Below are 26,994 nucleotides of genomic sequence, written 5' to 3'. Positions count from 1 at the left end.
AAAATCAACGCTCACCTCACTTGTAATAGAATTGTGCTCCCCACAGTTTCATCATCCCGAACACTATAGATCCCCTTATATATAACAGGGGTGATTTGCAAGTCGAAACTAAAGAGCCTGCCTTTCCCTGGAATGATTATCTCTGTTGTCGGCGTGACCTCCGCGACTATATTATTAAAGGTTTTTCCATTGATATCAGTTTTTTCAAAAACAGTGAAACCTTGGGAACCTTTACTTGTTGAAGATAAAGTCACTTTTAATTTACCATGTTCACCAAATCTAAAAGCAGATATTTCGGCATCACTGGAGGTAAAGTTTAGTGTAACCTGTTCAGGCTCATCACAGTTAATAATTACGGATGCAATTCTGGTACCAAGAGCAAAATTGGCGCCTGCGCTGTTTTTTGTTTGTATGTTGAGTTGACCGTAGTCCATATTAGGTGTACTGACGGATGTTGTACATTCCGCATACGCCGCAATAGGTAAAAAAACAAGCCCCATCTTCAACAAAAGATTAAAATTAAACACACGTGACAGCCATATCTTTATAGAGAACATTACCCTCTTCCTTATCTGTATTAAAATATGAAAACTTACATTGCTCCTTTGTATCAATATTCTGTGCGAACATCGTTGCATTCTGTGGAGCATTGCTTAAAAAAACCAGACCATCATCTACCACGCTTGCCAAAAAATTAAGGTTAGCATCGAGTAGAGAGCTTCCTTTAGGCAGTAACTTTCCGTCTGATAATGATATTTTAAACAGCATCTGATTGTTGCGAATAATATTATACCTTATCGTATCAACTGTTCCCCTGGCTAATGTTGACTCACGATGTCCATTAGCAATGTCGATGTTTTTGGGTAATGATTTCGTATCAACATCATAATAAGAGTGGCGATACGCTGGTATCGAAGAGACTACAGCTCTACCCTTAAAGTCAGTCCAGACATTACCATTTGGCGTAGTAATTTTTACGCCAGCTCTCTTTTCGTTTAATTCAATAATACCGAATGTTTCATCAATCGCGTTGGGTGAAAAAGTCATTCCATTCTGATGAAGCACTGCACCACCCTGTGTTGAGACTGAGTAGCTTGATGATTGCTGATTATCCCTACTGATGCTAGCCCCCACGGTCGTATAGTGAAGATTGGCGTTCACACCGCCCAACATAGTATTATTCGAACTAGAAAGATTACGTTCTGTTGAAAGACGATATGAAATTTCATCATTCATACTTCCGGCAAATTGGCTCCCAACCCTGCCATTATCGTTTGAGCTCCGATAATAACTATTCAGTTTGTTCTGCCCTAACGGAATGCTGAGGTTGATATTAACTTGCTTGTTTTTTTTTCCACCGTAGCCAGAACCATTGCTTCCGCTCATTGATACGGTTACTTTATCAAACCTTCGGTTCCAACGTAGCATGTTATAGGAATACGACCCCGCCAATCCATACTGCGTTGTTTTACTGTGCCCTAATGAGAAAGTGCCTAATTTCCAGGGCGTCCAGGCCAGGGAAACACTCATTTGTGTATCCTGCTTGTTGTTCACCTCGCCAGAAAATGCAGACTCTAGTAATGTACGGAAATTTGGCGTATTTTTGACCACTGCAACGCTTAATGAAACATTGTTTTCAGTCACATAGCTTGCCGTTAACCCAGCTTGAGCCCCTTTGAGATGTTGAGTATCATCATTTGATAACACCATACGCGCAGAGAGGCCTGTGCTGCGGAAAGGAACAGCATTGATATTCGATGCTATTGATCGGTATTTATCTGACGCTAACAGCCCCGCCTGAACGCTTAAACCTGAAGCAATGGCCCATTGATTCGACAATGTGAGCAGCTTAGGGGTGTCCCCTCCCTCTGTAGGGTGAGATATTCTACCTAGTGCCAATGAATAACCGGATGCTTTACTGACCATTGGGCGATTAATCGAACTGGCAGGAACGATGAAATGCTGCGTCTGCCCATCAGTTTCAACCACGGTCACATCCAAGTCAGCATTGGCATTTCTGACCGGTACATTGGGTAAGTTAATGGTACCAGCAGGAACCAGGGTAGTAAAAATCAACATGCCGAATTGCCTTACTTCAACACGTGCCTGATGGGTATTGGCAATACCTGTTATCGATGCACCATTTTCCCCCTGGGTATTTAATGCCTCTTCAGGCATTAGCTGAACCCCGCTTATTGAACTGACTTCAAATAAACCTGTTGCAACATCAATATCCCCGGCCTGAAAAATTTTATCAATAGCAGGAATATAACGCTGAGTATAGGCCGATAGCGTATCGGATTTAAGCCCCTCGTCAGTGCTCTGGAACTGTTGTTTGCCTCTAATGATCCAGTTATCAATGTTTATCCCGCTCCCCAGCGAGAGATAAGAATAGCGATACTTGCCCGATAGGTTAGTATTGCGGGAGGAAAAGAAGTCGTAGTTTATCAAGGCCGCAACGCCGCCAGATTTACCTTCTATTTTTTTATCATCTGACGCTAAATACTGATCCGTAACCACAATACTGATATCCAACTTATCAGGGTTATAGATGATCGTAAAGTTTGACGGGTCTCGTCTTTCAATGCCACAAAGATTGTCTGTGCCTGCATCTGCAAAAGTGTTTCGTAAGCTGTCTGGTAAATTCACCCCCAACTCAATTAATAACTTATGCGTAAAGCACAGCGCCCCTTCCCTATCAAAATTCACATTGAATGAGCCACGGAATTCTCCATTAACGCTGATGTCGACAACATTTTCACCCGAGGGGAAAACGTCCTTTCTTTCAAGCTGTTCAACTATGCTTGGATCGATGCCTCGGGATGCAAGGCCTTTCAGATCATATTCAACCGCATGGGAATACATTGGCAATAAAAGTCCAAAGACAAATATACGAGATTTATATTTTGGCCACATAAAATTTCTTTATAATCATGAATGAATAGAACATGAGATGGTCATATCACCGACAGTTCATTCATTATTAACGATTGGATTAGGCTTTAATAACCCATAAGAAACATGGTCAATCATAAAATAATCTACGAACACGGAAAATAATAATTATTACTAACGTGATATTGGCATCTCAAAGCTGCCGACTTCATAGCCATATTTAGACATGGTTTGTATCGTAACAGCGTCACTGCCACTCAATGTAGACTTGTCATCAAGGGTTAGCGTTAATTTCTCACCGGGTAAGATATATGCATTTTTAAGTGTGAGCTTTTTACCTGATGGTGCCACGCTGATATTCTGGTTTAATCTGACCACATAAGGACTCGGGTTGCTTACCTGTAATGATTCATTCACAACCGTCCACTTAAGATTTTTCCATGGTTCGGCCACAAGCGGTAATGCTTTAGGGTGAATAATGATCGGGATATCCTGCCGGATGTTGATCCCTATTTTATTACTGGCGGCATCACTTTTGGGAGGGATACCTTCAAAAATTACCCGTTTCATATATTCAGTTTTCAGCGGTAAATCACCGCTAACAATAAAACGCACACGCTGGGTTTTACCCGCGCCAACGCGAGTGACAGGCTGTGTAACCAGTAATTTTGGCTGTGTCTGTCTGGCATTGGGTAGGTCGTATACTTTCACATATAATAGCGCATCTTTATCGCTGGTGTTTTTTACGTTAATACTGCCACCGTCTTCGTCTACGAATACCATTGATGTTTCTGGTTTCATAATCACGGCCAACGACTGGAAAGACATACCAAAAATAACCAGGATGGTGAGTATTGTTTTAAAAAAAAGGGTTCTAGACATTGGAGGGCCTTATAAAATAATGCAGAAGCTAACAGCAGCTTCTGCATTCACTATCAAATTAGATTACTGGTAAACCACATCAAACGTTGCGTTGCCGTCTAGTTTAACGTCATCGATAGAACCCAGTGTATTTACTGGTGCAATCGAAGGAGTGATGTTCAAGCTTAAAGTGACGTTCTTCGCAACAACCGGGGTTTTTATCTCTAGATCACCCCATGACAAAAGTTCTGATCCATCATTTAGGAAGTATTGAGAAGCACCACTTGTCCATGAGACACCTTCAGTTAAAGAGTACAGAAAAGCATTTGGTGTGGCATTATCTACCAATGCAGTAGACGTTCGGGTTCCAACATTATAGCCACCGATAATTTTATCCGCCGCAGTCTTGCCGAGACTAAACCAACGGTTTTGGTTTTTGACGGCGCTTTCACCAATTGCTTCAGCCACCCCTTCGCTCGCCCCTTCAGCAATATCAGCACTGCGAATTGCAAACAGAGTCGGTGCCGTACAATCAACATTAAGCTTGGTTGTTTTGGTGGCCAGTTCGGTAGCGGTGGCTGCATTCAAGGTCGCGCTATTGATATCACCGTAATCGAGTACGGTATCACCATTGATGCTGATATCGCATGAACCCGGTTTGATAGTACCGATAACTTTAATAGAAGCCTGCTCTGCTGCCATTGCCGCAGTACTGGCAGCCATACCGATAACCAGAGCAACGGATACAGCGATTTTGTTTAAAGAAGCGTTCATTTTATAGTTCCATTATTTGATTGTGAAAGACGAAAATCATTTTGAATTTGCCTGACGTTGTACAGCACATCTCGTTTTGCTGTGACGACAATAATAGCTATTTTTCTTATGAATAAAACGATATGTTGATAAAGTTATATCTATAGATTTTTATGCTTACAAATTAGATGGGAATGGATTTATATGTTGTTTTTTAGTTTTTATAACCATGCGTTAAAGATCACTAAGCTTTGTTTAAAATCTGGTTTCCAGCAGGATAAGAACACCGCATTCCTGACGATATCCCGGTGTTCAGTGACAAAACCAAAATTCAAAAATTGGCTATTACCACCGTACTGATGCTCAAACGTTTTTTGTCTGACGCTGCTGGCCGCTCAGGGATTCATTGATTCTATTTTTATCTTAATTAAGCCTTAACTCCGCTGCCCAGATTATTCCTGCGTCAGCAGGCGAGCCAAATCCGTGAGCATACTTTCAAAAAACCCACGTGCAGGGAGATTACTCATCTGGTTACCGATCCCACCGGTTTAAAAGTCTTCGGTGAAGGCACGTGGAAGCTGAAAAACATGGCTACGCCGGGACAGAACCAAAAGCATTATCTGGCAGGTGCACTACTTTCGAATAAGATTATCTGTCCAAGAGTCGGATACGTTAGAAGCGCATGTCCAGTTCAATGAGCGGCATGTGGAAACGGGATTTATGGTCGGTACAGTAAGGCACCGTCATTCGAAAGAGGCGGCAACAGATATGCCTGACCTACAAAATTGCCGCGCCACATCTCGACTCTACCGGTTATTTTCACTAGTGTTTCCGACTGAAACGACTGCTGTATAAATCCATAGGGCTAAATACAAGCACCAAATAATAGATTACTGGGGGAACTCAATCAATTTTTAGCGTAATGCTCAATCGCCAAACATCACAAACCCTCACCGCAGGACTGACTAATGCTGACCATACCTCCCCCGTAATTATTGGATCCTCCGCACATATGCTTGCCTGATGACACATATCAACTTTGATTTCATATCTGATCAGGAATAATACCTTAGTTGACGTTTTTTTATCCACCGAACGACATTGATGGCTAAAAATGACAAAAAAATATGCAATGGCGGAAACCAACAACGCCTATATCCCTACTGACGCTGTTAGCCTTGTGAAACAGGTAACTACGTTGCTGGTAGTTTCGGCCTCCCATGGCACATTTCTAGGCTATCTAGGTAATCGACGTGCCACTGCATCATCTCCCGCCAGCCCTCGAGGTACAGGGCGTGGTTATAAGTACCCCGAATACTATTTTTGTCTACATACGCCAACTGGAGCTCAATCCTGGAAGTGTTAAAGTTTTTTCATGCCGGATGGTACTCATCACGCAGAGGAAACCATGGTCAATCACCGCCTAAGCGTGGCAAAATCAAATGGACTCCCCCCTTCTCCCTATTCACATCCAAGAAATCCGCCCACCACTGGAGCATCAACTTGCGCTCATCCAGATGCTCCGCCTTATGGATATAGGCTGCTCCCACAGAGTTACGTTCCATATGACTCATCTGCCACTCAACGGCATCCTTCGACCATAAACCCGACTCGATCAATGAACTACAGGCTATGGTTCTGAAACCGTGGCCGCAGACTTCAACCTTAGTGTCGTACCCCATTACACGTAGTGATTTGTTCACCGTATTTTCACTCATTGGCTTACGTGAGTCATGATCGCCAATAAAGATCAGTTCATGATTACCTCTAATATATTGTATTTACTTAAAAATGCTTAACGCTTGTCGAGAAAGTGGTACCAGATGAGGTGTTCGCATGTTTGAACCGCTCTGTACGGCATAACGCATCGCTGCTGAAGCCTTAAAGCCACTTCTAGACGTCCAGATAGCTCAATAGCTTTGTACGTTGAAGTCGGTTGACCTTGAGAGAGCTAATATAGCGAGAAAGGTGGGGAACTTCTGGATTTCAGGCACAAAAAAAGCCGCTCGAAGGCGACTTGATTTGCGTACTGACTAATGGTGCCGAAGGCCGGACTCGAACCGGCACGTATCTCTACGGTTGATTTTGAATCAACTGCGTCTACCGATTTCGCCACTTCGGCACTGAAGTAGTATGCGGAAAACGTGGGCATTATACCTTCCCACTTGCCTCGCGCAACACTTATCAAGCATTCAACGAGTTGAATGTTGAAAAAAACGTCATCCGTCGATTTTTTCGGCTTACTCTGCTTATTTATTACCCTGGACTTACCCAGTCAACGCGGCTAGAAGGTGTTGGAACAGTGGTGCAGGGCTCAAGCTATTAACGGGCGCAGCATGCAGCGCCCCTACGTTTTGCACCCGTTGAAGTTTGTCAGCATGCTGTCCGAGCCCGGCAATCCCCTCACCACCATCCTGCACTTTTTTGTTACACCTCACACTTTTCATCACAACCTTCTGTGACTCCCAATATCGCAAAATAAAAACACAACATATTGAATATAAATAATTTTATAACAATACATCCTGCCACTCCCCACCTCCCTTATGTGACAACCCTCGTTTATTTGTTAAATCAAATGATTGAATATTAATAACATAACAAAAAATAACAGCCACCCAGCGGCACCATCGCTACCGACCAGGAGTTGAGCATGATCCCATCGGAACGCCGCGATTTTATCTATCGCTATGTACATGAGTATCAGTTGGTCACCATCGTGGCCCTGGCCGAGTTAATGAGCGTTTCACATATGACCGTCAGGCGCGACATCCATCAACTGGAAGAAGAAGGCAAGGTGATTAGCGTCAGTGGCGGCGTGCGCCTGAGTGACGCGCTACGCCAGGAGCTGGCCTACAAAGAGAAGGCCCAACTGCACCATCGGCAAAAACGGGCCATCGGCAAATATGCCGCCGAGCTGGTCGAAGATGGCCAGGTGGTCTATCTGGACGCAGGTACCACCAGCTTCGAGATCGCTCGTCAGTTGGCCGAGCGCTTCAACCTGACCGTGGTCACCAACGATTTTTCTATTATCCAGCACTTGATGAACCGCCCACAGCTCAACCTGTTTCACACCGGCGGGCGAATCGATCAACGCAACTATTCCTGCGTCGGCAGCTGCGCCGCCATGCTATTGCGCACCTTGAATATCGACGTGGCCTTTATCAGCACCAGTTCCTGGGATCTGGAACATGGTCTGTCTACCCCACACGAGGAGAAAGTGCTGGTGAAACAGGCGCTGCTGGACGTGGCCCGGCGCAAGGTGCTGGTCTCCGACAGCAGTAAATACGGCAAGTACGGCATGTTTCGCGTCTGCTCACTGGCGGCGCTCGACGACATCATCTGCGATGCCGCCCTGCCGCAAGAAACGCAGCAACAACTCCAAGAGCGTGGCGTGCGGCTGCACAGCATCAACCTCTGATAACAACCCCTACAAAAAAAGGAATGTAACCATGAAGGTCATCATTACTGGCGGAGCAGGTTTTTTGGGTCAACGCTTGGCAACCGCGCTTCTGCGAGACAATACGCTACCTTTTGACGAACTGGTGCTGGCAGATATCCAACAGCCTAACGCCCCGCTAGCCGATCCGCGAGTTCGCTGCCTGGCGCTCGATCTCACTCAACCCGATGCCGCCGATCGGCTGATCGACAGCGATTGCAGCGTGCTGTTTCACCTGGCCGCCATCGTCAGCAGCCATGCGGAAAGCGATTTCGATCTCGGGATGCAGGTGAACTTTGACGCCACTCGCCAACTGTTGGAAGCCGCGCGCCGGAATGCCCCGGCAATGAAGTTTATCTTCACCAGCTCGCTGGCGGTGTTTGGCGGCCAGCTTCCAGCCACCGTCACCGATGAGTGCGCTGTGCAGCCACAATCCTCCTACGGTGCACAAAAGGCTCTGTGTGAACTGTTGATCAATGATTACGCCCGCAAAGGATTTGTCGATGCGCGGGTGCTGCGTCTGCCCACCATCAGCGTGCGCCCCGGCAAGCCGAATAAGGCAGCGTCCTCCTTTGCCAGCGGCATCATCCGTGAACCACTGCACGGGGAACATTCAGTCTGCCCGGTCTCCCCAGAGTTGACACTATGGCTGTCCAGCCCTGGCACCGTGGTACGCAACTTTATCCATGCCGCCACGTTGCCTGCCGCGCAGTTCGGCACCTCACGCATCGTCAACCTTCCCGGCATCAGCGTCACAGTAGAGCAGATGCTAGCCGCACTGGAGGAGGTGGCCGGTGAGCAGGCTCGCGCCAAGGTGAACTTTGTGCCGGACGAAGCCATCAATCGTATTGTTGCCAGTTGGCCGGGCAACTTCGATGTACAACGTGCATTGGCGTTGGGGTTCTGTGCCGATGAAAACTTCCAGCAGATCATCCGCGCCTTTATGCGCGATGAGATGCCGCAGGCCGGGAGCTGAATATGGCACTTTATACTCCCATCATTGGTTTGGCGGTGGCCGTGTTCGTACTGGTGTGGCTGGTATTACGCACGCGGGTTCATGCGCTGATCGCCATGCTGGCAGCGGCCTCCATCGCCGGTATCAGCGGCGGGCTGAGTGCCATGCAGACGGTAGATACCATCTCCAAAGGGTTTGGCAGCACGCTCGGCAGTATCGGGATTGTTATTGGTCTGGGGGTGATGATGGGCCGCGTGCTGGAAGTTTCCGGCGCGGCGGAGCAGATCGCCTTCAGCTTTATCAAGTGGCTGGGTAAAAAGCGTGAGGAGTGGGCGTTGGCGATCACCGGCTATATCGTCAGCATCCCGATTTTTGTCGATTCGGCCTTCGTCATCCTTTATCCGCTGGTCAAGGCGCTGGCCAAGAAGGGCAAACGCAATCTTCTGACACTCGGCGTAGCCTTGGCGGGTGGCCTGATCATTACCCATCATGCAGTGCCCCCAACACCGGGCCCATTAGGGGTGGCGGGGATCTTCGGCGTGGATATCGGCGCTATGATGCTGGCCGGACTGGTGTTAGCCATTCCCTGCGTGATCGGCATTGTGATCTATGCGCGCTGGCTCGGCACCTATTACCCGGATTTTACACCAGAAGACCAGGAAGATGAGCCGGAAGACCTACGGGCCGCCCACCAGCGCTATCTGGCTGAGAAAGAAGCCAAGGTGCTGCCAAGCTTAACGTTATCGCTGCTGCCAATCATCGCCCCCATCGTGCTGATTTTTATCAACGCGGTGAACAATATGCTGGCCAAGTCAGAAGGAATGGCCTGGCTGGGAGAAAGCCTGTGGGGGCAAGCCTTTGCCTTTCTCGGTGCACCGGTGATTGCATTGGCCATCAGCGTGCTGCTGGCGGTTTACACCCTGATGCCGAAGGTCGACAAGCACGAAACGCTGGAGCGGCTGGAGGAAGGCTTGCAGGCCGCCGGGATTATCTTGCTGGTGACCGGTGCCGGTGGCGCGCTTGGGGCAGTATTACGTGAAAGTGGCACCGGCACCTTGCTGGCGCAGCACGTCGCCAATCTGCCGCTGTCCCCGGTATTGATCCCGTTCTTTATCGCTACGCTGGTGCGCTTGATACAGGGTTCGGGCACTGTCGCCATGATCACCGCAGCCTCCATCTCAGCCCCTATCGTCAGCCAGTTGCCCGGCGTCAATATGCTCGCTGCCGCGCAGGCCGCCACCATGGGCGCGCTGTTCTTCAGCTACTTTAACGACAGCATGTTCTGGGTAGTCAACAGGATGATGGGGATTAAGGACGTGAAGCAGCAGATGATGGTCTGGTCAGTGCCCACTACTATAGCCTGGGCGATCAGCCTGGTCGGTATTTTGTTGCTGGACTGGATCTTGTAGCCCCTCACCCCGACCCTCTCCCACAGGGAGAGGGAGCCGTCCGAGCCACTTGTCAGCCTTAACGCCCCAGTTAGCTCCCAACCCCGATTAAGCTAGTAAAAACTTTCCTAATTTATTGATAACTAAAATAGTTTGACCTACCTATCATTATTCAGGATTGGTCAGACCTTTAGGGTTAGCGGATTGACCTCGATCAAAAATGACATACCGGCTGGTCGGTATGATCGCCGCATGAATACCCATGTGCATCGCAAAAAAGACCCGGAACGGCTGCAAGAGCAGCTGCTGGAAGCCGCCAGTATCATCGCCGCTAAAGATGGGATTGCCGCGCTGTCGCTAAACGCCGTCGCCAAGCAGGCTGGGGTCAGCAAGGGCGGGCTGCTGCACCACTTTCCCGGCAGGCAGGAGCTGATACATGCGCTGTTTATTCGCCTGCTGGCCGTGATGGATCGCGGCATTATGGCGCTGATGGCCGTGGACGATAACCCGCGCGGGCGCTTCTCCCGGGCCTACCTGATGTACCTGGCAGGCATCAGTGAAACCGACACCAGCCGTCAATTGGCCCTGCTGTCGCTGGCCATGCCGCATGAAATGGTGTTGCGTAAATGCTGGCGGGACTGGGTGCTGCAACATCTGGCCAACGCCGATGAACTGGATCGCAGCTACGTAGGTAATTTGGTGCGCTATGGTGCAGACGGCCTATGGCTTTCTGAACTTACGGAAGGAGTCACTATGACGCCGGAAGAGCGGCTTGCATTGGTGACGAGGCTGGCGGCAATGACCTTCGAGGAGCTTTAACCTCCGCGGTTTGCGGGCAGCCAATCACCCAGGGGCGATAATGAAATACAAAATTAATGCCTTTCTTATTTATGACGCCACCGAAGGTTCGCTAAAGCTGGACGATGGCGGCAAGTCAGATAGCCAGCTCACCATCACTGCCAACGCCCTGCTGTTCTTCATGATCCAGCATCCTGGCGTGATCAGCCGCGATACGGTGATGCAACGGGTCTGGGACGACAACGGGCTGATGTCCTCCAACAGCAACCTGAACCAGTACCTGAGCATCCTGCGCAAAGCCTTTCGCCGTTATGGCATTGAGAACGTGATCGTCACCGTGGCCCGTGGCAGGTTGGAAATAAATCCAGAGCTGACGATCGAGGTGATCGATGACTCCTTGTTGCATCCGGTAATACATGCCAGCGAACAGGAACCCTCTGCCGAGGTAGCTCCAGAACCAACGCCGGTAGCGGCGGCCACCAACAACAACGATCGCTACTGGGGTTATGCCGGAGCAATGATATCGCTGTTGGCCATCGCGCTGATCGGCTGGTCGTGGAGTAACAACGGCAGCCTGACCCCTCTCGTCTTCACCCCCGTCGCGCAGGAACCCATTGAGGTGTTATCCACCGACGCCATGATAAATCCAAGAATGCGCGAGAATTACCTGAAAAACTTTATTGCCGTCAAAGAAAAAAAGAACATAAAGTATGATAAAGACGAACGTTTTCTGTTCTTTTATGGTGATAAGCTGCAATCCAACGGGTTAGGCCGGACGTTTCTCGCACACTGCGCCAAACATCAAGATAATACATTCAGCTACTGCGATAACTATTTTTATTATTCATGGAAATAAATTATGAAAACAATGGGCTGGGGGAGAAGGCTGTTTGCCGTCTCTATCATATTGCTACTGGTCTCACTATTTATCACCGTTAAGCATAATGTTATCCAGCGCGATGATGTTTTAAATTGCTCAACCAAAGCCATTATGCACTTTGAAGATACCGTTACCGAATCCGTTAACGTCAATATTCACTTTAACTTTAATGTCAAAGGTAAAGGTTCCATCGTGGTGGAAGGATATTCAGACTCGGAGGCAGGCTGGCTTTATTTACAACGCTACGTACAGTTTGATTATACCAGCAAGCGTGTTTCCCCCGGAGCCCGCTATTATCAGATCAACCGCTGGGTGTCCAGCAAGTCCTCTATCGATCAATCTCCCGACGTGATCTTTGATTACTTTATGCGGGAAATGTCAGACAGCCACTACGGCCTACAATTGGCGATGGAGAAAATCAATGCCGACACCGTGCTGCTCAGTTCGATCAACTCCCCACTGTTTATCTGCGCGTTGAAACCCGGCAGCCAGTTAGAGTAACCCTCGTTCTCCAGAAAGCCTGTTTCCTCTTGTCATAAGCCTCTGGCCTGCCTCCCATTAGCCCTTACAATCCCCTAAAAACCCCCCTGATAGTCATAATGCCTGTCGGCTATTCGGCGATCGCTATTTCCCCTCACCCCAACCCTCTCCCCAAAAAGGAGAGGGAGCCAGTACGGAGCCGAAGTTAGGTACAGAGGCTAATCTGTGGCACGTTCAGTCCCCTCTCCCTACGGGAGAGGATTAGGGTGAGGGGAGATTGCCGACCTTAACAACTGCCCCAAAAAAACCTGCGCTACTCCACAGTCTGCAAGCCCCTCCGCTACCTAAAAAACCCATTTGAATACCATAGATTTAACATTATTTTCAGCCCTTAAGTGAATGCCAAAACCCGCCATTTCTTGCCAGGGAGCAGAACTATTATCGGGCTGATTATCAGAGCAAACAGATAAACAGAGGATAAATCGAGGCTTATTATCAGAACAAAAAACTAAATAGATATCGATTAATGAATTTATATTTTGAATAACCACCGGAGGGGTATAGTGCCCTTAGCCGTCGGAAACCTTGATCCCCTCATGGCCGAACGGCACAGCAGATGACAACTCATAAACCGGCTTTGTGGAGGAAACAACAATGGGTGATGCATTAGGCTTAATCGAAACCAAAGGGTTGGTGGCCTGTATTGAAGCGGCGGATGCCATGTGCAAGGCGGCCAACGTCGAACTGATCGGCTATGAAAACGTCGGTTCCGGCCTGGTCACCGCCATGGTGAAAGGTGACGTCGGTGCGGTAAAAGCCGCCGTCGATTCCGGCGTGGAATCCGCACAACGCGTGGGTGAAGTTGTGACTTCACTGGTTATCGCCCGCCCACACAACGACATCAACAAAATCGTGATTAAGCACAAAGCGTAAACAGCGCATCAAGGAGAACGGATCATGGGTGACGCATTAGGATTGATTGAAACCAAAGGGCTGGTGGCCTGTATTGAAGCCGCCGATGCGATGTGCAAAGCGGCCAACGTGGAGCTGATCGGCTATGAGAACGTCGGTTCCGGCCTGGTTACCGCGATGGTGAAAGGCGACGTGGGCGCGGTCAAGGCGGCAGTGGATTCCGGTATCGAATCGGCCAAACGCGTGGGTGAAGTGGTTACCTCACTGGTGATTGCCCGCCCGCATAACGATATCCAGAAAATCATCTCGCAGTACAAAATCACCGAATAACAAGGAATTCACTGATGAAAGATGCACTCGGATTGATCGAAACCAAAGGGTTGGTACCTGCTATCGAAGCCGCCGATGCCATGTGTAAGGCCGCCAATATTGAACTGATTGGCTATGAAAACGTCGGCTCCGGCCTGGTCACCGTAATGGTGAAAGGCGACGTGGGTGCCGTTAACGCGGCAGTGGAATCCGGTATTGAAGCCGCCAGCCGAATTGGCGAAGTGATTTCATCACGGGTTATTGCACGCCCACACAATGATATTGAGAAAATCGCCTCACAGCATAAGGCGTAATTCAGCCTGATTACCGGCGGTGGCAGATAAGTACTCTACCCGATTGCAGCAAGTAAAAAATTAAACTCCTATTCAGGGGAATAGACTAATGACCACATTAGATCCGGATTTACAATCCATTCAGCAGGCTCGCACGCTGATTAAAAATGCCAAACAGGCACAGTTGCTGTTTGCCAAATATTCACAGGAAAAGATCGACGGCATTATTAAAAATATTGCCAGCGAAGCGGCCAGGCATGCCGAAGAATTGGCAAAGATGGCCCATGAAGAAACCGGCTTCGGCAATTGGCAAGACAAGGTGTTAAAAAACATTTTCGCCTCTGAAAAAGTTTTTGAGCATATTAAAGATTTAAAAACCGTCGGTATTATTCGTGACGACCAGCAGAATAAAGTCATGGACGTGGGCGTCCCGTTAGGGGTTATTACCGCCCTGGTGCCGTCCACCAACCCAACCTCAACCATTTTCTATAAAACGCTGATCGCGCTGAAGGCCGGGAACGCCATTATTTTCTCCCCGCACCCTAATGCGCGCCAGTGCAGCCAGCGGGCGATTGAGATCGTCAAGCAGGCCGCGCTCCAGGCCGGTGCCCCAGCGGGTATCGTTGACGGCCTGACCCAGCTGACGCTGGAAGCCACCAAAGCCCTGATGCACAGCAAAGACGTCGCGCTGATCCTGGCTACCGGCGGCGAAGGCATGGTCCGTGCGGCCTATAGCTCCGGCACACCAACCATCAGCGGTGGCCCAGGCAATGGCCCGGCGTTTATCGAGCGCAGCGCCAATATCCAGCAGGCGGTGAAGGACATCATCACCAGCAAGACCTTCGATAATGGCGTGATCTGCGCCTCTGAGCAGTCGATCATCGTGGAAAAGTGCATCTATCAGGACGTACACCGCGAGTTGCTGGCCCAGGGCTGCTACTTCATGAACGACGATGAGTCTGCCCGCCTGGCCAATATCCTGTTACGCCCGAACGGCATGATTAATCCTGAAGTGGTGGGCAAGACCGCCATCTACCTCAGTGAACGCGCCGGGTTCTGCGTACCTGCGACCACCAGGGTGCTGATTTCGTTGCAAAACAGCGTCTCGCGTAAAAACCCTTACGCCCGTGAAAAACTCTGCCCGGTGCTGGGGCTGTACATCGAAGAAGACTGGATGAGCGCCTGTGACCGCGTGGTGGAACTACTCACCAACGAAGGTCTGGGGCATACGCTGGTCATCCACACCCAGAACCAACAGGTGATCCGCGAGTTTGCGCTGCAAAAACCGGTGCACCGCATCCTGATCAATACGCCCGCCGCGCTTGGAGGCATTGGCGCAACCACGAATCTTATACCTGCGTTAACGCTCGGTTGCGGTGCCGTTGGTGGCGGCTCCAGCTCGGACAACGTCGGCCCGATGAACCTGCTGAACGTACGTAAAGTCGGCTATGGCGTTCGTAGCATCGAGGATCTGCGCCAACCACAACCCGCAGCTCAGCCGTGCAGTGCGCCAACCAGCCATAGCACCAGCATCTTCGACGATAACCGCTTTGCAGCGCCAACGGCGGCGGTAGCCCCGCAGGCCGCACCGGCACCGCTGTATGCCCAGGGCGACGATCGTTTCGGGGCGGTCACCCGCGCAGTGGTTAACGCCGCAGCCAATGACATCACCGAAGAGAACGTCGAACGGATCATTACGGAAGTGCTTGGACGCCTGTCCCGGTAACACATCAACCAAGGGTGAAAACATGATCCTCGCAAAGGTAACCGGCCATGTGGTGGCCACGCAGAAAAGTGACGAACTACGCGGCAGCAACCTGCTGCTAGTCACAGCTCTGGGTGACGACCTGGAAGCCATCAAAGATCGTACCTACGTTGCCGTCGACAGTGTCGGTGCCGGTGAAAACGATCTGGTGTTGGTGGAAGAGTATTTCGCACTGAGTAAAGACCGCTACAAGGCCATGTCGATCGTTGCCATTGTCGAGAAGGTTCACCGGGAGCGTTAAGAGTAAGAGGAAGTAGGCATGAATGAGTTTCTGATTAAGCCAAAAATCCATTTCGGTGAGGATGCGCTGCTCGCGCTGAGCAGCCTGCCTGGACGCTCGGCGTTTTTGGTCACCGATCAGGCGATGGTGAAGTTTGGCTTGGCCGAGCGGGTGACCAGCCTGCTCCAACAGCAGCAGATCCGCTGTCGTCAGTATGACCAGGTGGCCTCAGACCCGGATATTTCCGCCATCGTCAGCGGCATGAAGCTGATGGATGACGACTACCCGGACCTGGTGATTGCCTTGGGTGGCGGCTCGGTCATCGATGCCGCCAAGGCGGTGATGTATGCGCTGTGGCATTGCCGTAAAGACAGCGGCCGTAGCAAGCCCTGTTTTGTCGCCATCCCCACCACCAGCGGCACCGGTTCCGAAGTCACCAGCTTCTCGGTGATCAAGTCCCGCAGCCAAAAGCTGGTGTTGGTGGACGAGTTCATGCTGCCCGACATCGCCATCCTCGATCCTCAGCTAGTGAAGTCGGTGCCGGCCAGCATTACCGCCGATACCGGGATGGATGTGCTGTGTCATGCCCTGGAGGCCTATGTCTCCCGCAAGGCCAGCGACTTCAGCGATGCGATGGCCGAAAAAGTGGTGCAGATGGTATTCGGCCACCTGCTGACCTGCTACCAACAGGGCAGCAATCTGCCTGCGCGGGAAAAAATGCATAACGCTTCATGCATGGCCGGGATGGCGTTCACCAACGCATCGTTGGGTATCACCCACAGCCTGGCGCACGCCCTCGGCGGCATGTTTGGCATCCCGCATGGCCGAGCCAATGCACTGCTGATGACATCGGTGGTCGCCTTCAATGCCGACGTTGACGGCAACTGCGACACCCCGGCCGCGCACAAGTATGCCGCCCTGGCACGCCTGTTGGGGCTACCAAGCACCTCGGTACGTGATGGCGTCAATAGTCTGTTGGTGGCTATCGAAACGCTGAAACAGGAAATGCAGCTACCGGCCAATCTGCAAGCCGCAGGGGTAGAGGAACACCGCTTCCAGGTTTGCCTTGGCGAACTGGCCACGCAGGCGCTGCACGACAGTTGCACGCCAACCAACCCGCGCGACGTTAACGCGGCAGATTTGGAGAAACTGTTCCGCCTCGCCTACAGCGGCGGCCCGGTACAGCTTCAATAACGCACTCATTACAGTCAACGGATTTTGCCAATTTGTGTGAAAGCCGCAGGACATCAGGAGAGATTTGAACATGGCCCATTATTCACTGACGCCACGCGTAAAACTGCTGGCAGAAAGACTCTTATCCCAAAACAGCACCATCAGCACCGAACGTGCCGCCATTCTGGAAACGCTGGGTGGCGATGTGGCTGGCATGCCGCAGTTGGTCAAGAATGCCAAGCTGTTCAATGAGCTGGTCAAGCAACTGCCCGGCTACATCGGCCCCGATGAGTTGATTATCGGCAGCCAATCCTCCACCCCGCGCGCCGCCGTGTTCCACAGCGAAAGCGAACTGCGCAGTCCTTCGGCCTTCACCGCATTTGGCCAGACCTCACCGGACTATCTGGCGGTGATCACCAAAGGGCTGTTCGCCATCGAAGCAGAAATGGAAGACCGCGCCAGAAGCATCGGCAGCGCCGTCAGCCGTTCTGGGCTGGACGAAGTCAACCAATGCCGCGCCATGATCTACGCCTGCAATGCAGCGATGCATCTGGCGCAGAAACTGGCTAGCAAAGCCGAAAACATGGCTGCGGTAGAAAACCATCCGTACCGCAAGGCGGAGCTACAAGAAGCAGCCGCCATGCTGAAGAAAGTCCCGGCTTACGGGGCCAGCAGCTTTAAAGAGGCTTGCCAGTCGTTCTACTTCTTCCAACTGGCACTGCACCTGGAAAACGGCAGCTACGCGGTTTACCCAGGCGGCTTCGACAAACTGCTGTACAGCTTCTATCAGCAAGACATCACCCGTGGCGTGCTGACGCCGGAGCAGGCTTATGAAATCGTCGAGTGCCTGTGGCTGAAGCTGTGTGAGCTTTCCGAAGTGCGCGCACCACGTGAGTTGGACGGCTACCCGATGTTTGACGCCATGCTGCACGGCGTGCGCCTCGACGATCCGGCATTGGTGATCAACGATCTGTCCGCCATGTTGCTGGCAGCCCGTAGCAACCTGATGACACTCAACAGCAACTTGCAGGTAAAACTGTTTGCTGGCCAGGCAGGTGCTCGCCCACAGTACAGTGCGCCATCGGCCCCGTTCGTGGCGGCCTCCGCGCAAGACGTGGCAACGCACAAACTGATGGAAGGGCTGACGCCGCGCCTGCAACGCCTGCGTGACAACTACCTCGATGCTCGCCCTAGCGTTTCTATCTATCGTGCCATCACCTTTACCGAAATGGCAAAAAACAACCCAGGTCTGCCAACCATTCTGCTGCGCGCCAAGTCTTTCCGTGCTGCCTGTGAAACCGCACCGCTCCTGATCCAGAAAGATGAGCTGATCGTCGGCCATCCGTGCGGAAAACCGCGTGCAGGGGCGTTCTCACCAGATATCGCCTGGCGCTGGGTGCGTGACGAGCTGGATACCATGGGCACCCGCCCGCAGGATCCGTTCGTTATCTCCGAGGCCGACAAGAAGACGATCCGTGAAGAGATCGTACCGTTCTGGGAAGGCCGTTCGCTCGATGAGATCTGTGAAGCGCAGTACCGCGAAGCGGGCGTTTGGGCCTTCAGCGGCGAAACCTTTGTCAGCGACCTCTCCTACCACCAGATTAACGGCGGCGGCGACACCTGCCCAGGCTACGACATCCTGCTGTTCACCAAAGGGATGAACGGCATCAAGGCCGATGCCCAGCAGCACCTCGCGGCGCTGAGCATGGAAAACCCGGCGGATATCGACAAGATCTACTTCTACAAAGCGGCCATTGAAACCTGTGACGGCGTGGTGGCCTACGCCAAACGTATCGCCGACAAGGCCCGTGAACTGGCTGCCGTTGAGCAAGATCCGGCACGCCGTGCGGAACTGCTGACCATCGCAGAAACCAACGAGAACGTCCCTGCCAACCCACCGAAGACCCTGCAAGAAGCGCTGCAAAGCATCTGGACGGTAGAGTCACTGTTTGAAGTGGAAGAAAACCAGACCGGGCTGTCGCTGGGCCGTCTGGATCAGTATTGCTACCCGATGTACCAGGCCGATATCGAATCTGGCCGCCTGACGCAGGAACAGGCGTTGGAACTGTTGCAGGCCTTCATCATCAAGTGTGCCGAACTGATGTGGATGTCCAGCGAACTGGGCGCCAAGTACTTCGCCGGTTACCAGCCGTTTATCAACCTGACCATCGGCGGGCAGAAACGCAGTGGCGGTGATGCCTGTAACGACCTGACCTATCTGATCATGGACGCCGTGCGCTTCGTCAAAGTGTACCAGCCGTCGCTGGCCTGCCGTATCCATAACCAGTCACCGCAGAAGTACATGGAGAAGATCGTTGACGTGGTGAAAGCGGGTATGGGCTTCCCGGCCTGCCACTTTGATGATTCCCACATCAAGATGATGCTGCGCAAGGGCTTTGACTTTGAAGATGCGCGCGACTACTGCCTGATGGGCTGCGTAGAGCCGCAAAAATCCGGCCGCATCTATCAGTGGACCTCCACCGGTTATACCCAGTGGCCGATCGCCATCGAGTTCGTGCTCAACCGTGGCCGCATGGTGCTGTTCGACAGCTATCAAGGCTTGGATACCGGTGAGCTGAGCACCCTGAAAACCTACGAAGAGTTCGACAATGCGGTGAAGGCGCAGATCGCGCACATCGTCAAACTGTCGGCTATCGGTACCGTGATCAGCCAGCGTGTGCACCGCGATGTAGCACCAAAACCGCTGATGTCGCTGCTGGTGGAAGGCTGTATGGAACAGGGTAAAGACGTGGCCGCCGGTGGCGCGGTGATCAACCACGGCCCAGGGCTGATCTTCTCCGGCCTGGCGACCTATGTCGACTCCATGGCCGCGATCCGCAAGCTGGTGTATCAGGATGGCAAATACACCCTGGAGCAGATCCGTGACGCGCTGCTGGCCAACTTTGAAGGCTTTGAACAGCTGCGCCGCGACTGTCTGAATGCGCCGAAGTACGGCAATGACGATGACACGGTCGATCAGTACGCGCTGGACATCACCGAGTGGACCGAGCGCGAGTGCCGCAAGTACAAGATGCTCTACTCCACGCTGAGCCACGGCACCCTGTCGATTTCCAACAACACGCCGATCGGTGAACTGACCGCCGCAACGCCAAACGGCCGCTTGGCCTGGATGCCACTCTCCGACGGGATCAGCCCGACGCAGGGCGCAGACAAACAGGGCCCAACCGCCATCATCAAGTCCGTCAGCAAGATGAACGTGGAAACCATGAACATCGGCATGGTGCACAACTTCAAGTTCCTCAAAGGGCTGCTCGATACCCCGGAAGGCAAGAACGGACTGATCACCCTGCTGCGTACCGCGTCCATTCTGGGCAACGGCCAGATGCAGTTCAGCTACGTGGATAACGAAGTGCTGAAACAGGCGCAGGTGGAGCCAGAGAAATATCGCGACCTGATCGTCCGTGTGGCCGGTTACAGCGCCTACTTCGTCGAGCTATGCAAAGAAGTGCAGGACGAAATCATCAGCCGTACCGTTATTGAGAAGTTCTGACTTTAGCCTTGGATAAGACAAGGATGTCTTATCCCATCAGCCTTCGAAGAAAGGGGAAAATAGTATGGATAACACACTGGAGAAAAAGGGTCGGATTTTCAATATCCAGAAATACTCGATCTATGACGGAGACGGTATTCGCACCCTGATTTTTTTCAAAGGTTGTAACATCCTCTGCGCCTGGTGCGCCAACCCCGAGGGGCTCACCAGCAATTTCCAGGTGATGTATTCACATGATAAGTGCGTTGACTGTGGGCAATGTGTCAGCGTCTGCCCGGTGGGGATCCACTCCCAGATCCAGAATGCACAAGGCGATCTCAAGCACCATCTCGATCGCAACATAGACTGCATCGGTTGCCGCAAGTGCGAAGAGGTCTGCATCTCTGGCGCGCTGGACATCATGGGTAAGGACGTCACGGTGCAGGAGTTGATGGATATCATCCTGCAGGACGTCGATTTCTATCATGCCTCTGGCGGTGGCGTCACCCTGGGCGGTGGCGAGCTGAGCCTGCAAACCGACTTTGCGGCCGCGCTGCTGACCGAATGCAAAAAACAGATGATCAACACCGCCATCGAAACCAATGGCACCACCACTTTAGCCAATTATGAAAAGCTGGCGACCTGCACCGATATGTTCCTGTTCGATATCAAGCATATCGATAGCGCACGGCATAAAGCGTTGTTTGGCGTCGGCAACGAAGGCGTAAAAAGAAACCTGGAGCGCCTGGTGGAACTGGGCAGCCATATCGTGGTGCGCATGCCTTTGGTACGCGGCTATAACGATTCTTATGATGCCATCACCGGTGCCATTGACTATGTCATGGCCCTGGCACGCAAAGGCAATATCAGCCGCATCGACGTTTTGCCTTATCACCAACTGGGTAAAAACAAATACCAGCGGCTCGACATGATCTATCCGGTCAAAGACGACCCAAGTTACAGCAATGAAGAACTGGACCAACTGGCGGCTTTTTTCCAGCGCTTTGACTTTGATATCCGCCTGGTAAGGCACTAAGGAGATTGAGATGAACTTAAGCCTGGGAGTGATTGAAACCTATGGCCTGACCGCCGCGATCCACGCGGCCGATGCGGCCTGTAAATCCGCTGCGGTAACGGTGCTGGGATACAAGAAGATTGGTTCCGGCCTGGTTAGCGTGTTCTTTGCCGGGGAAATCAGCGCGGTGAAAACCGCCATCGACAGCGGTGTGGCAGTGATCAAACAACCGGCGTTTATCAAAGGCCAGTTGGTGATTGCCCGCCCGGAAAAACAGGTTGTCGCGCTGCTGACCGGGCTGAAAGGCAAGGAGCTTACGTCGCCAGCGACCAAAGTACAGCAAGAAACGCCTGCGCCAGTAGCAGAGGTGGCCGCCCCGCAGGCAGAGGCCGCAGCACCGGTAGTCGAAGCCCCTGTTGCCGACAACAAGCCCGCCCGCACCGGCGGCAAGAAAGAGTCTAAATAACCGTACAGCTTCTGAGATCGGGTAGGAATAACAGTATGTTTAATGAGTCGTTACTGGAAAGGATCCGCCATAACCTGGCAGAGAACTATTCTTCTCCCACCGGCATCGCCATCCCGGTTGGGGTTTCAAACCGGCATGTCCATCTGTCGCAGCAGGATATTGAAACGCTGTTTGGTGCCGGTTATCAGCTGACGCCATGCAAAGAGCTACGCCAGCCTGGGCAGTTCGCCGCGAAAGAGTGCGTGATGATCGTCGGCCCGAAAGGCTCGCTCTCCAAGGTGCGGGTGTTGGGGCCAGCACGTGATTGCACTCAGTTGGAAATCTCCAAGGCGGACTGCTTTACCCTGGGGCTGAAGGCTCCGGTACGCGAATCCGGTAATCTGAACGCCTCCGGTGACGCCATGCTGGCTGGCCCGGCGGGCTACGTTTCGCTGCATTCACAGGTGATTTGTGCCCAGCGCCATATCCATATGAATCCGCAGGATGCCGCCAGACTGGGCGTGCAGAACGGGCAGAAGGTGCGGGTGAAAGCGGCAGGGGTGCGTGGGCTGATCTTTGACGAAGTCATCGTGCGGATCAAAGCCAGCTTTGCGCTGGAACTGCACATTGATACCGATGAAGCCAACGCCGCCGGGCTGGCTTCCGGTGACAACGTGGTTATCGTTCCCTAAGGCGGCAAATATGATGCAGCGTGAAGTCATCGACAAGTTGGTCAATGAAGTGCTCTTACGGATGCGGCCACGGGCGTTGGTGCTGTTAACCGCAGCGGATGGCTACCACGAGATTATTCGCGCGCGCTTGCAGCACTGCCAGGCGTTCTCGCCGGTGATCCTGTTTAGCGATAATGCCCGGCAGTTTCACGCAGAAACAGATTGGAGCCAACTTGGGCCAATAACTTCGCTGGCGGAAATCAGCCAAACCGGCGCGCTGGATAGTATTGCGCGAGTATTAATCCCTTTTCTCGATTTCGCGACGGCGGCGGAAGTGGCCAACGGTTTATTACAGTCTGACGCTGCCCGGTTTATTCATCTGGCTCGCATGAGCGGCAGGCCAATAATGGCACTGGATTATAACTGCAACCCGACCAGCGAATTAAATCAGCTGAAAGGCCTGAGCCGCGCAGGGGAAAACGCCCCCCAGGCAGATTATCTGCCGAAGCTGGCGGCACAAGGCATTGAGCTCTGTACGTTGGATCGGATGTTATCGGCCCAGCCCGCAGCTACGGAGCCGTTGGCAGCGCCGCCACAAGCCTATGTAACGCTTAGCGAACTCAAGCGGCTCAATGGTCGTTCACCACCGGGAGCCAAGCTGACCGATTTGGCATTGGAATATAGCCGAGGAAAAAAATAACCAAACTTCAAAATTTTACTTTATATCAATAATTATTTATCAGGAGCGAACTCTATGTCTACCAAGGCAAAAGCATGGGTATGGATGTTATTGGTCATCTTCTCCGAGACCTCGGCCACCTCTACCTTAAAAATGTTTGATAACAGCGAAGGTACCACCAAGACGTTATTACTCGGCTTGATCGTCGTGTTGTATTGCGTTTGTTATTACTCATTATCCAACGCAGTGAAATACATTCCTGTCGGCCTGGCTTACGCCACCTGGTCAGGCACCGGGATTTTACTGGTCTCAAGCCTGGGCATGGTGTTTTACGGCCAGCACCCTGATATGCCAGCCATTATCGGCATGATCGTGATTGCCAGCGGCATCGTGATCATGAACCTCTTCTCCAAAATGGGCTCCTCCGAAGAATAAGGGTATCAACTATGTTTAATATTGGCTTCTTGTGGCTGGCTCTGTCGATCGGTTCAGAAATCACCGGGACCTCGATGATTAAAAAAACCAACAACTTTAAAAAGCTGGGGCCTTCGGTGCTGGTGATTAGCGCTTACTGCCTGTGCTATTTTGCCCTGACCAAGGCGATGGGGTTTATCCCGGTGGGCGTCGCCTACTCGCTGTGGTGCGGCTTTGGCATCGTCGGGGTGACCTTCGTTTCCATGCTGCTCTACAAGCAGAAACCGGATCTCCCTGCCATCTTCGCCATGGCGCTGATCATCAGCGGTGGCGTCATTATGAACATCTTCTCGCAGATGTAAGCTTTCAGGCTCTACCAGATAAGGCGCAGCGGCAACGTTGCGCTTTTTTGTTGGCTGGGGAAATCTCCCTTCAAGCTCGCACCAATCTGCCTCCCCTCACCCCAACCCTCTCCCCAAAAAGGAGAGGGAGCCAGTCCTGAGTGCGTAGTTAGCCCGTGCAGCTTCGGAAAGAAGGGAGTAAGAACAAGAAAGGCACGGTAGTACGCAAAGCAATCAACGAACTTGGTCGGTCCTTCTCCCTTTGGAAGAGGGTGCCATTCAGGAGTTGTGTTCAGATGCAGAGGTTGCTCTCTAACAGAAGAGATTCTGAGGACGAATGCCGTAGCCAAGTTATAGCACGGTCAGTCCCCTCTCCTTTTGGGAGAGGGTTAGGGTGAGGGGAACAGCCAGCTATTTCCGCTTCAGCAGCAGCACAAGGCTAATTAACAGGAACAGCAAGCTTGGCAACAGGGCACCCAGAATTGGCGGCATGCTGTACACCATGCTCAGCGGGCCGAAGATCTGATCCAGCACGTAGAACAGGAAGCCGAAGCTGATACCGATCACCACTCGCACGCCCATTGGCACGCTACGCAGCGGGCCAAAGATAAACGACAGCGCCATCAGCATCATCACCGCCACCGACAGCGGCGAGAAGATCTTGCTCCACATATTCAGCTGGTAACGGCTAGCCTCCTGGCCACTCTGCTTGAGGTACTTCACATAGTTGTGCAAGCCGCTGATGGAAAGCGAGTCCGGATCCAACGCCACCACGCCCAGCTTGTCCGGCGTCAGGTTGGTTTTCCACACCCCGGTTAGCGTCTGGGTACTGGTGACCTGATTCGGATTGGTCAAATCGGAGGTATCCACCTGCGAAAGCTGCCACGCGCCATCTTCAAAATCTGCGGTACCGGCATAGCGGACCGTCTCTAACCGACGCTGATCGTTGAAGTGGTAAATGTTGACGCCAGCCAGCTCTTTTTCACCCGCCACCCGTTCGATGTAGATAAAGTCATTGCCGTCCTTCGCCCACAGGCCGCTCTTGGTAGAGAGCAGCGAGCCACCATACATCTGCTGCGCACGATAGTTACGCGCCATCTGTTCGCCCTGCGGTGCCACCCATTCGCCGATTGCCATTGTCAGCAAGACCAGCGGAATAGCGGTTTTCATCACCGAACCGGCAATCTGCAGCCGGGTGAAGCCAGAAGCCTGCATCACCACCAGTTCGCTACGCGTAGCCAAGGTGCCCAAACCGAGCAATGCCCCTAGCAACGCCGCCATCGGGAAGAAGATCTCAATATCCTTTGGTACGCTGAGCAGGGTATACACCCCCGCGCCAAATGCCGAGTATTCACCCTGCCCGACTTTACGCAGTTGATCGACGAACTTGATGATGCCGGAAAGCGAAACCAGCATGAACAGCGTCATCATGATGGTGTTGAAAATCGTTTTACCGATATAACGGTCCAGTACACCAAACATCAGGCCGCTCCTCTCAGGCGTGCACGCAGTTTGCGCATCGGCACGGTATCCCACAGGTTAAGTGCCAGAGCAATCGCGAAGTACGCCAGGTTCACCAGCCACATCCACACCAGCGGATCCAGCTTGCCCTTACCGGCATTGGAACGCAGCGAGGTCTGCAACAGGAAGAAGATCAGATACAGCAGCATCGCTGGCAACATGCTCAACACACGGCCTTGGCGCGGGTTGACCACGCTAAGCGGCACCACCAGCAGCGCCATCAGCACCACAGAAACGACCAGCGTCAGACGCCAGTGGAATTCGGCGCGCGCATCCGGTTCATTCGATTCCCACAGTGTGCGCATCGACATCTGCTCGGACTGGGTATTATCGATAGTGACCGACTGATGGCCGATAACCGCTTTATAGTCGGTGAAGTCGGTAATGCGGAAATCACGCAGCAGCGCGGTGCCTTCAAACCGGGTGCCTTTGTCCAGCGTGACAACCTGCGATCCATCGCGGCCCTGATTGATCATTCCATGCTCGGCCACCACCACCGAAGGGCGTTGGTTACCGTTCGGGCGTAGCTGCGCCAGGAACACGTCGTTGAAGGTGTTGCCCTTTACGCTACCGACAAACAGCACGGCGTTACCATCCTGTGAGGGCTGGAACTGCCCTTCAGCCAGCCCGGCAATGCTGGGGTTGGCTTTGGCTTCGGCAATCACTTCGTCCTGATGGCTGGCCGCCCATGGCCCGACCCAGAAGACGTTTACCGCAGCCACCGCCGAGGTAAAGATCGCCAACACCATAGCGGCAATGATCAGGGTCCGTTTCCCCAGACCGCAGGCGTGCATAACGGTGATTTCGCTTTCAGTATACAACCGACCAAGCGTCATCAAGAGGCCAAGAAACAGGCTTAAGGGCAAGATTAGCTGCGCCATCTTCGGCACACCCAATGCAAGCAGGGATAAGACTAAATTTGTCGGGATATTGCCGTCTACCGCATCACCTAACACCCTGACCAGGTTCTGACAAAAGAAGATCAGAAGCAGGATAAACAGGATGGCAATTTGGCTCTTCAGCGTTTCCCGTACCAGATATCTAATGATGATCACGCTTATTACGCCTGTGAAAACTTGTCTTTTTGCAGGAAAATCGATAGTTTCATCGCTAATCCGCCATTTTTTCTCATCATGTGGCAACCTTCACAGCTAAAATAGTATTAGAACATCAAGCTGTTTGGTCATCCTATAGGAACAGACCTATAGTAGCCAAAACAGAACGTTTACGCCGTTCAGGTTAACCTAGTTAGTTAACTCAATGACGGAAGATCTTGGCGGAGTAGGTCATTCTAGCC

At 52.1% G+C, this 26,994-nt stretch carries 25 protein-coding genes, 1 tRNA gene and 3 pseudogenes; 20 read left to right on the top strand and 9 right to left on the bottom strand.

What is annotated here, in order from left to right; all coding sequences use genetic code 11:
- Positions 1–11 precede the first annotated feature (11 nt).
- The 4 genes from D9980_RS23525 to D9980_RS23510 form a co-directional block, all read right to left on the bottom strand.
- Positions 12–557 (bottom strand): hypothetical protein, encoded by a 546-nt coding sequence (locus tag D9980_RS23525; protein ID WP_121608577.1) that lies wholly within the window; start codon positions 555–557, stop codon positions 12–14.
- Positions 520–2,916 (bottom strand): fimbria/pilus outer membrane usher protein, encoded by a 2,397-nt coding sequence (locus D9980_RS23520; RefSeq protein WP_121608576.1) that lies wholly within the window; start codon positions 2,914–2,916, stop codon positions 520–522. The genes D9980_RS23525 and D9980_RS23520 overlap by 38 nt, the downstream gene beginning before the upstream one ends.
- 153 nt (positions 2,917–3,069) lie before the next feature.
- Positions 3,070–3,777 (bottom strand): fimbria/pilus chaperone family protein, encoded by a 708-nt coding sequence (locus tag D9980_RS23515; RefSeq protein WP_121608575.1) that lies wholly within the window; start codon positions 3,775–3,777, stop codon positions 3,070–3,072.
- Between the two features lie 63 nt (positions 3,778–3,840).
- Entirely contained in the window at positions 3,841–4,530 is a 690-nt protein-coding gene (locus D9980_RS23510; RefSeq protein ID WP_121608574.1) for a DUF1120 domain-containing protein, read from the bottom strand.
- Positions 4,531–4,847: 317 nt separating this feature from the next.
- On the opposite strand from D9980_RS23510, the pseudogene D9980_RS27125 reads away from it, so the two are divergent.
- A pseudogene (locus tag D9980_RS27125) lies at positions 4,848–5,165 on the top strand (transposase); the annotation flags it as partial.
- A 537-nt stretch (positions 5,166–5,702) separates the two neighbouring features.
- On the opposite strand, the pseudogene D9980_RS23495 reads toward D9980_RS27125, so the two are convergent.
- From D9980_RS23495 to D9980_RS23485, 3 genes and pseudogenes are all read right to left on the bottom strand, one after another.
- Positions 5,703–5,933: pseudogene (locus D9980_RS23495) on the bottom strand (integrase); the annotation flags it as partial.
- A gap of 1 nt (position 5,934) precedes the next feature.
- Positions 5,935–6,362, bottom strand: a pseudogene (locus D9980_RS23490) (tyrosine-type recombinase/integrase); the annotation flags it as partial.
- 184 nt (positions 6,363–6,546) lie between these two features.
- Positions 6,547–6,631, bottom strand: a tRNA-Leu gene (locus tag D9980_RS23485).
- Between the two features lie 531 nt (positions 6,632–7,162).
- Here D9980_RS23485 and D9980_RS23475 point away from each other — a divergent pair.
- The 19 genes from D9980_RS23475 to D9980_RS23385 all read left to right on the top strand — a co-directional run bounded on the left by D9980_RS23475 (position 7,163) and on the right by D9980_RS23385 (position 24,197).
- Positions 7,163–7,930 carry a DeoR/GlpR family DNA-binding transcription regulator gene (locus D9980_RS23475; protein WP_121608572.1) on the top strand — a complete coding sequence of 256 codons (768 nt, stop codon included), beginning with the start codon at positions 7,163–7,165 and terminating at the stop codon, positions 7,928–7,930.
- A 31-nt stretch (positions 7,931–7,961) separates the two neighbouring features.
- The gene (gene denD, locus D9980_RS23470; RefSeq protein ID WP_121608571.1) at positions 7,962–8,924 is read left to right on the top strand and encodes a D-erythronate dehydrogenase; all 963 of its coding nucleotides are present in this window, start codon (positions 7,962–7,964) and stop codon (positions 8,922–8,924) included.
- Between the two features lie 2 nt (positions 8,925–8,926).
- Entirely contained in the window at positions 8,927–10,312 is a 1,386-nt protein-coding gene (locus tag D9980_RS23465; RefSeq protein ID WP_121608570.1) for a GntP family permease, read from the top strand.
- 231 nt (positions 10,313–10,543) lie between these two features.
- Positions 10,544–11,110 (top strand): TetR/AcrR family transcriptional regulator, encoded by a 567-nt coding sequence (locus D9980_RS23460; RefSeq protein ID WP_024484717.1) that lies wholly within the window; start codon positions 10,544–10,546, stop codon positions 11,108–11,110.
- 40 nt (positions 11,111–11,150) lie between these two features.
- A complete protein-coding gene (locus D9980_RS23455) occupies positions 11,151–11,945 on the top strand; it encodes a winged helix-turn-helix domain-containing protein (protein ID WP_121608569.1) in 795 nt (264 codons plus the stop codon).
- Between the two features lie 3 nt (positions 11,946–11,948).
- On the top strand, positions 11,949–12,470 hold the full coding sequence (locus D9980_RS23450) for a FidL-like protein (RefSeq protein ID WP_024484715.1): 522 nt from the start codon (positions 11,949–11,951) through the stop codon (positions 12,468–12,470).
- 633 nt (positions 12,471–13,103) lie between these two features.
- Complete coding sequence (locus tag D9980_RS23445) at positions 13,104–13,382, top strand: BMC domain-containing protein (protein ID WP_004249182.1); 279 nt, start codon at positions 13,104–13,106, stop codon at positions 13,380–13,382.
- Positions 13,383–13,406: 24 nt separating this feature from the next.
- A complete protein-coding gene (locus tag D9980_RS23440; protein ID WP_021807825.1) occupies positions 13,407–13,691 on the top strand; it encodes a BMC domain-containing protein in 285 nt (94 codons plus the stop codon).
- A 14-nt stretch (positions 13,692–13,705) separates the two neighbouring features.
- Positions 13,706–13,984, top strand: coding sequence for a BMC domain-containing protein (locus D9980_RS23435; protein WP_021179127.1), 279 nt, complete (start codon positions 13,706–13,708; stop codon positions 13,982–13,984).
- 88 nt (positions 13,985–14,072) lie between these two features.
- The gene (locus D9980_RS23430; protein WP_121608568.1) at positions 14,073–15,689 is read left to right on the top strand and encodes an acetaldehyde dehydrogenase (acetylating); all 1,617 of its coding nucleotides are present in this window, start codon (positions 14,073–14,075) and stop codon (positions 15,687–15,689) included.
- 22 nt (positions 15,690–15,711) lie between these two features.
- Entirely contained in the window at positions 15,712–15,969 is a 258-nt protein-coding gene (locus tag D9980_RS23425) for a EutN/CcmL family microcompartment protein (protein ID WP_021179125.1), read from the top strand.
- An 18-nt stretch (positions 15,970–15,987) separates the two neighbouring features.
- On the top strand, positions 15,988–17,142 hold the full coding sequence (locus tag D9980_RS23420; protein WP_024484713.1) for a 1-propanol dehydrogenase PduQ: 1,155 nt from the start codon (positions 15,988–15,990) through the stop codon (positions 17,140–17,142).
- Positions 17,143–17,212: 70 nt separating this feature from the next.
- On the top strand, positions 17,213–20,632 hold the full coding sequence (gene cutC, locus D9980_RS23415; RefSeq protein ID WP_121608567.1) for a choline trimethylamine-lyase: 3,420 nt from the start codon (positions 17,213–17,215) through the stop codon (positions 20,630–20,632).
- Between the two features lie 64 nt (positions 20,633–20,696).
- Positions 20,697–21,647 carry a choline TMA-lyase-activating enzyme gene (cutD, locus tag D9980_RS23410; RefSeq protein WP_121608566.1) on the top strand — a complete coding sequence of 317 codons (951 nt, stop codon included), beginning with the start codon at positions 20,697–20,699 and terminating at the stop codon, positions 21,645–21,647.
- 10 nt (positions 21,648–21,657) lie between these two features.
- On the top strand, positions 21,658–22,092 hold the full coding sequence (locus tag D9980_RS23405) for a BMC domain-containing protein (protein WP_121608565.1): 435 nt from the start codon (positions 21,658–21,660) through the stop codon (positions 22,090–22,092).
- A 35-nt stretch (positions 22,093–22,127) separates the two neighbouring features.
- Entirely contained in the window at positions 22,128–22,763 is a 636-nt protein-coding gene (locus D9980_RS23400) for a phosphate propanoyltransferase (protein ID WP_024484709.1), read from the top strand.
- Positions 22,764–22,773: 10 nt separating this feature from the next.
- Complete coding sequence (locus D9980_RS23395; RefSeq protein ID WP_121608564.1) at positions 22,774–23,442, top strand: hypothetical protein; 669 nt, start codon at positions 22,774–22,776, stop codon at positions 23,440–23,442.
- A gap of 54 nt (positions 23,443–23,496) precedes the next feature.
- Entirely contained in the window at positions 23,497–23,856 is a 360-nt protein-coding gene (locus tag D9980_RS23390; protein WP_024529409.1) for a multidrug efflux SMR transporter, read from the top strand.
- Positions 23,857–23,867: 11 nt separating this feature from the next.
- Positions 23,868–24,197 (top strand): multidrug efflux SMR transporter, encoded by a 330-nt coding sequence (locus tag D9980_RS23385; protein WP_121608563.1) that lies wholly within the window; start codon positions 23,868–23,870, stop codon positions 24,195–24,197.
- Positions 24,198–24,587: 390 nt separating this feature from the next.
- Here the strand turns inward: D9980_RS23385 and lptG are convergent, their stop codons facing one another.
- Together lptG and lptF are read right to left on the bottom strand one after the other, a co-directional pair.
- On the bottom strand, positions 24,588–25,658 hold the full coding sequence (gene lptG / locus D9980_RS23380; protein ID WP_121608562.1) for an LPS export ABC transporter permease LptG: 1,071 nt from the start codon (positions 25,656–25,658) through the stop codon (positions 24,588–24,590).
- The gene (gene lptF, locus D9980_RS23375; protein ID WP_021807814.1) at positions 25,658–26,752 is read right to left on the bottom strand and encodes an LPS export ABC transporter permease LptF; all 1,095 of its coding nucleotides are present in this window, start codon (positions 26,750–26,752) and stop codon (positions 25,658–25,660) included. Before lptF ends, lptG begins: the two co-directional genes overlap by 1 nt.
- Between the last annotated feature and the right edge of the window lie 242 nt (positions 26,753–26,994).

This window comes from Serratia sp. 3ACOL1, from assembly GCF_003668775.1.
Lineage (GTDB): Bacteria > Pseudomonadota > Gammaproteobacteria > Enterobacterales > Enterobacteriaceae > Chania > Chania fonticola.
This window is presented reverse-complemented; position numbering and strand designations above follow the sequence as displayed.

Excerpts from the sequence above, each read along its gene's own strand:
- D9980_RS23425 (WP_021179125.1), top strand. The coding sequence starts at position 15,712 with ATGATCCTCGCAAAGGTAACCGGCCATGTGGTGGCCACGCAGAAAAGT.
- D9980_RS23395 (WP_121608564.1), top strand. The coding sequence starts at position 22,774 with ATGATGCAGCGTGAAGTCATCGACAAGTTGGTCAATGAAGTGCTCTTA.
- D9980_RS23440 (WP_021807825.1), top strand. The coding sequence starts at position 13,407 with ATGGGTGACGCATTAGGATTGATTGAAACCAAAGGGCTGGTGGCCTGT.
- D9980_RS23465 (WP_121608570.1), top strand. The coding sequence starts at position 8,927 with ATGGCACTTTATACTCCCATCATTGGTTTGGCGGTGGCCGTGTTCGTA.
- D9980_RS23450 (WP_024484715.1), top strand. The coding sequence starts at position 11,949 with ATGAAAACAATGGGCTGGGGGAGAAGGCTGTTTGCCGTCTCTATCATA.
- D9980_RS23400 (WP_024484709.1), top strand. The coding sequence starts at position 22,128 with ATGTTTAATGAGTCGTTACTGGAAAGGATCCGCCATAACCTGGCAGAG.
- D9980_RS23430 (WP_121608568.1), top strand. The coding sequence starts at position 14,073 with ATGACCACATTAGATCCGGATTTACAATCCATTCAGCAGGCTCGCACG.
- D9980_RS23475 (WP_121608572.1), top strand. The coding sequence starts at position 7,163 with ATGATCCCATCGGAACGCCGCGATTTTATCTATCGCTATGTACATGAG.
- D9980_RS23520 (WP_121608576.1), bottom strand. The coding sequence starts at position 2,916 with ATGTGGCCAAAATATAAATCTCGTATATTTGTCTTTGGACTTTTATTG.
- D9980_RS23525 (WP_121608577.1), bottom strand. The coding sequence starts at position 557 with ATGTTCTCTATAAAGATATGGCTGTCACGTGTGTTTAATTTTAATCTT.
- D9980_RS23460 (WP_024484717.1), top strand. The coding sequence starts at position 10,544 with ATGAATACCCATGTGCATCGCAAAAAAGACCCGGAACGGCTGCAAGAG.
- denD (WP_121608571.1), top strand. The coding sequence starts at position 7,962 with ATGAAGGTCATCATTACTGGCGGAGCAGGTTTTTTGGGTCAACGCTTG.
- D9980_RS23445 (WP_004249182.1), top strand. The coding sequence starts at position 13,104 with ATGGGTGATGCATTAGGCTTAATCGAAACCAAAGGGTTGGTGGCCTGT.
- cutD (WP_121608566.1), top strand. The coding sequence starts at position 20,697 with ATGGATAACACACTGGAGAAAAAGGGTCGGATTTTCAATATCCAGAAA.
- lptG (WP_121608562.1), bottom strand. The coding sequence starts at position 25,658 with ATGTTTGGTGTACTGGACCGTTATATCGGTAAAACGATTTTCAACACC.
- D9980_RS23435 (WP_021179127.1), top strand. The coding sequence starts at position 13,706 with ATGAAAGATGCACTCGGATTGATCGAAACCAAAGGGTTGGTACCTGCT.
- D9980_RS23390 (WP_024529409.1), top strand. The coding sequence starts at position 23,497 with ATGTCTACCAAGGCAAAAGCATGGGTATGGATGTTATTGGTCATCTTC.
- D9980_RS23455 (WP_121608569.1), top strand. The coding sequence starts at position 11,151 with ATGAAATACAAAATTAATGCCTTTCTTATTTATGACGCCACCGAAGGT.
- D9980_RS23515 (WP_121608575.1), bottom strand. The coding sequence starts at position 3,777 with ATGTCTAGAACCCTTTTTTTTAAAACAATACTCACCATCCTGGTTATT.
- D9980_RS23510 (WP_121608574.1), bottom strand. The coding sequence starts at position 4,530 with ATGAACGCTTCTTTAAACAAAATCGCTGTATCCGTTGCTCTGGTTATC.
- cutC (WP_121608567.1), top strand. The coding sequence starts at position 17,213 with ATGGCCCATTATTCACTGACGCCACGCGTAAAACTGCTGGCAGAAAGA.
- D9980_RS23385 (WP_121608563.1), top strand. The coding sequence starts at position 23,868 with ATGTTTAATATTGGCTTCTTGTGGCTGGCTCTGTCGATCGGTTCAGAA.
- D9980_RS23405 (WP_121608565.1), top strand. The coding sequence starts at position 21,658 with ATGAACTTAAGCCTGGGAGTGATTGAAACCTATGGCCTGACCGCCGCG.
- D9980_RS23420 (WP_024484713.1), top strand. The coding sequence starts at position 15,988 with ATGAATGAGTTTCTGATTAAGCCAAAAATCCATTTCGGTGAGGATGCG.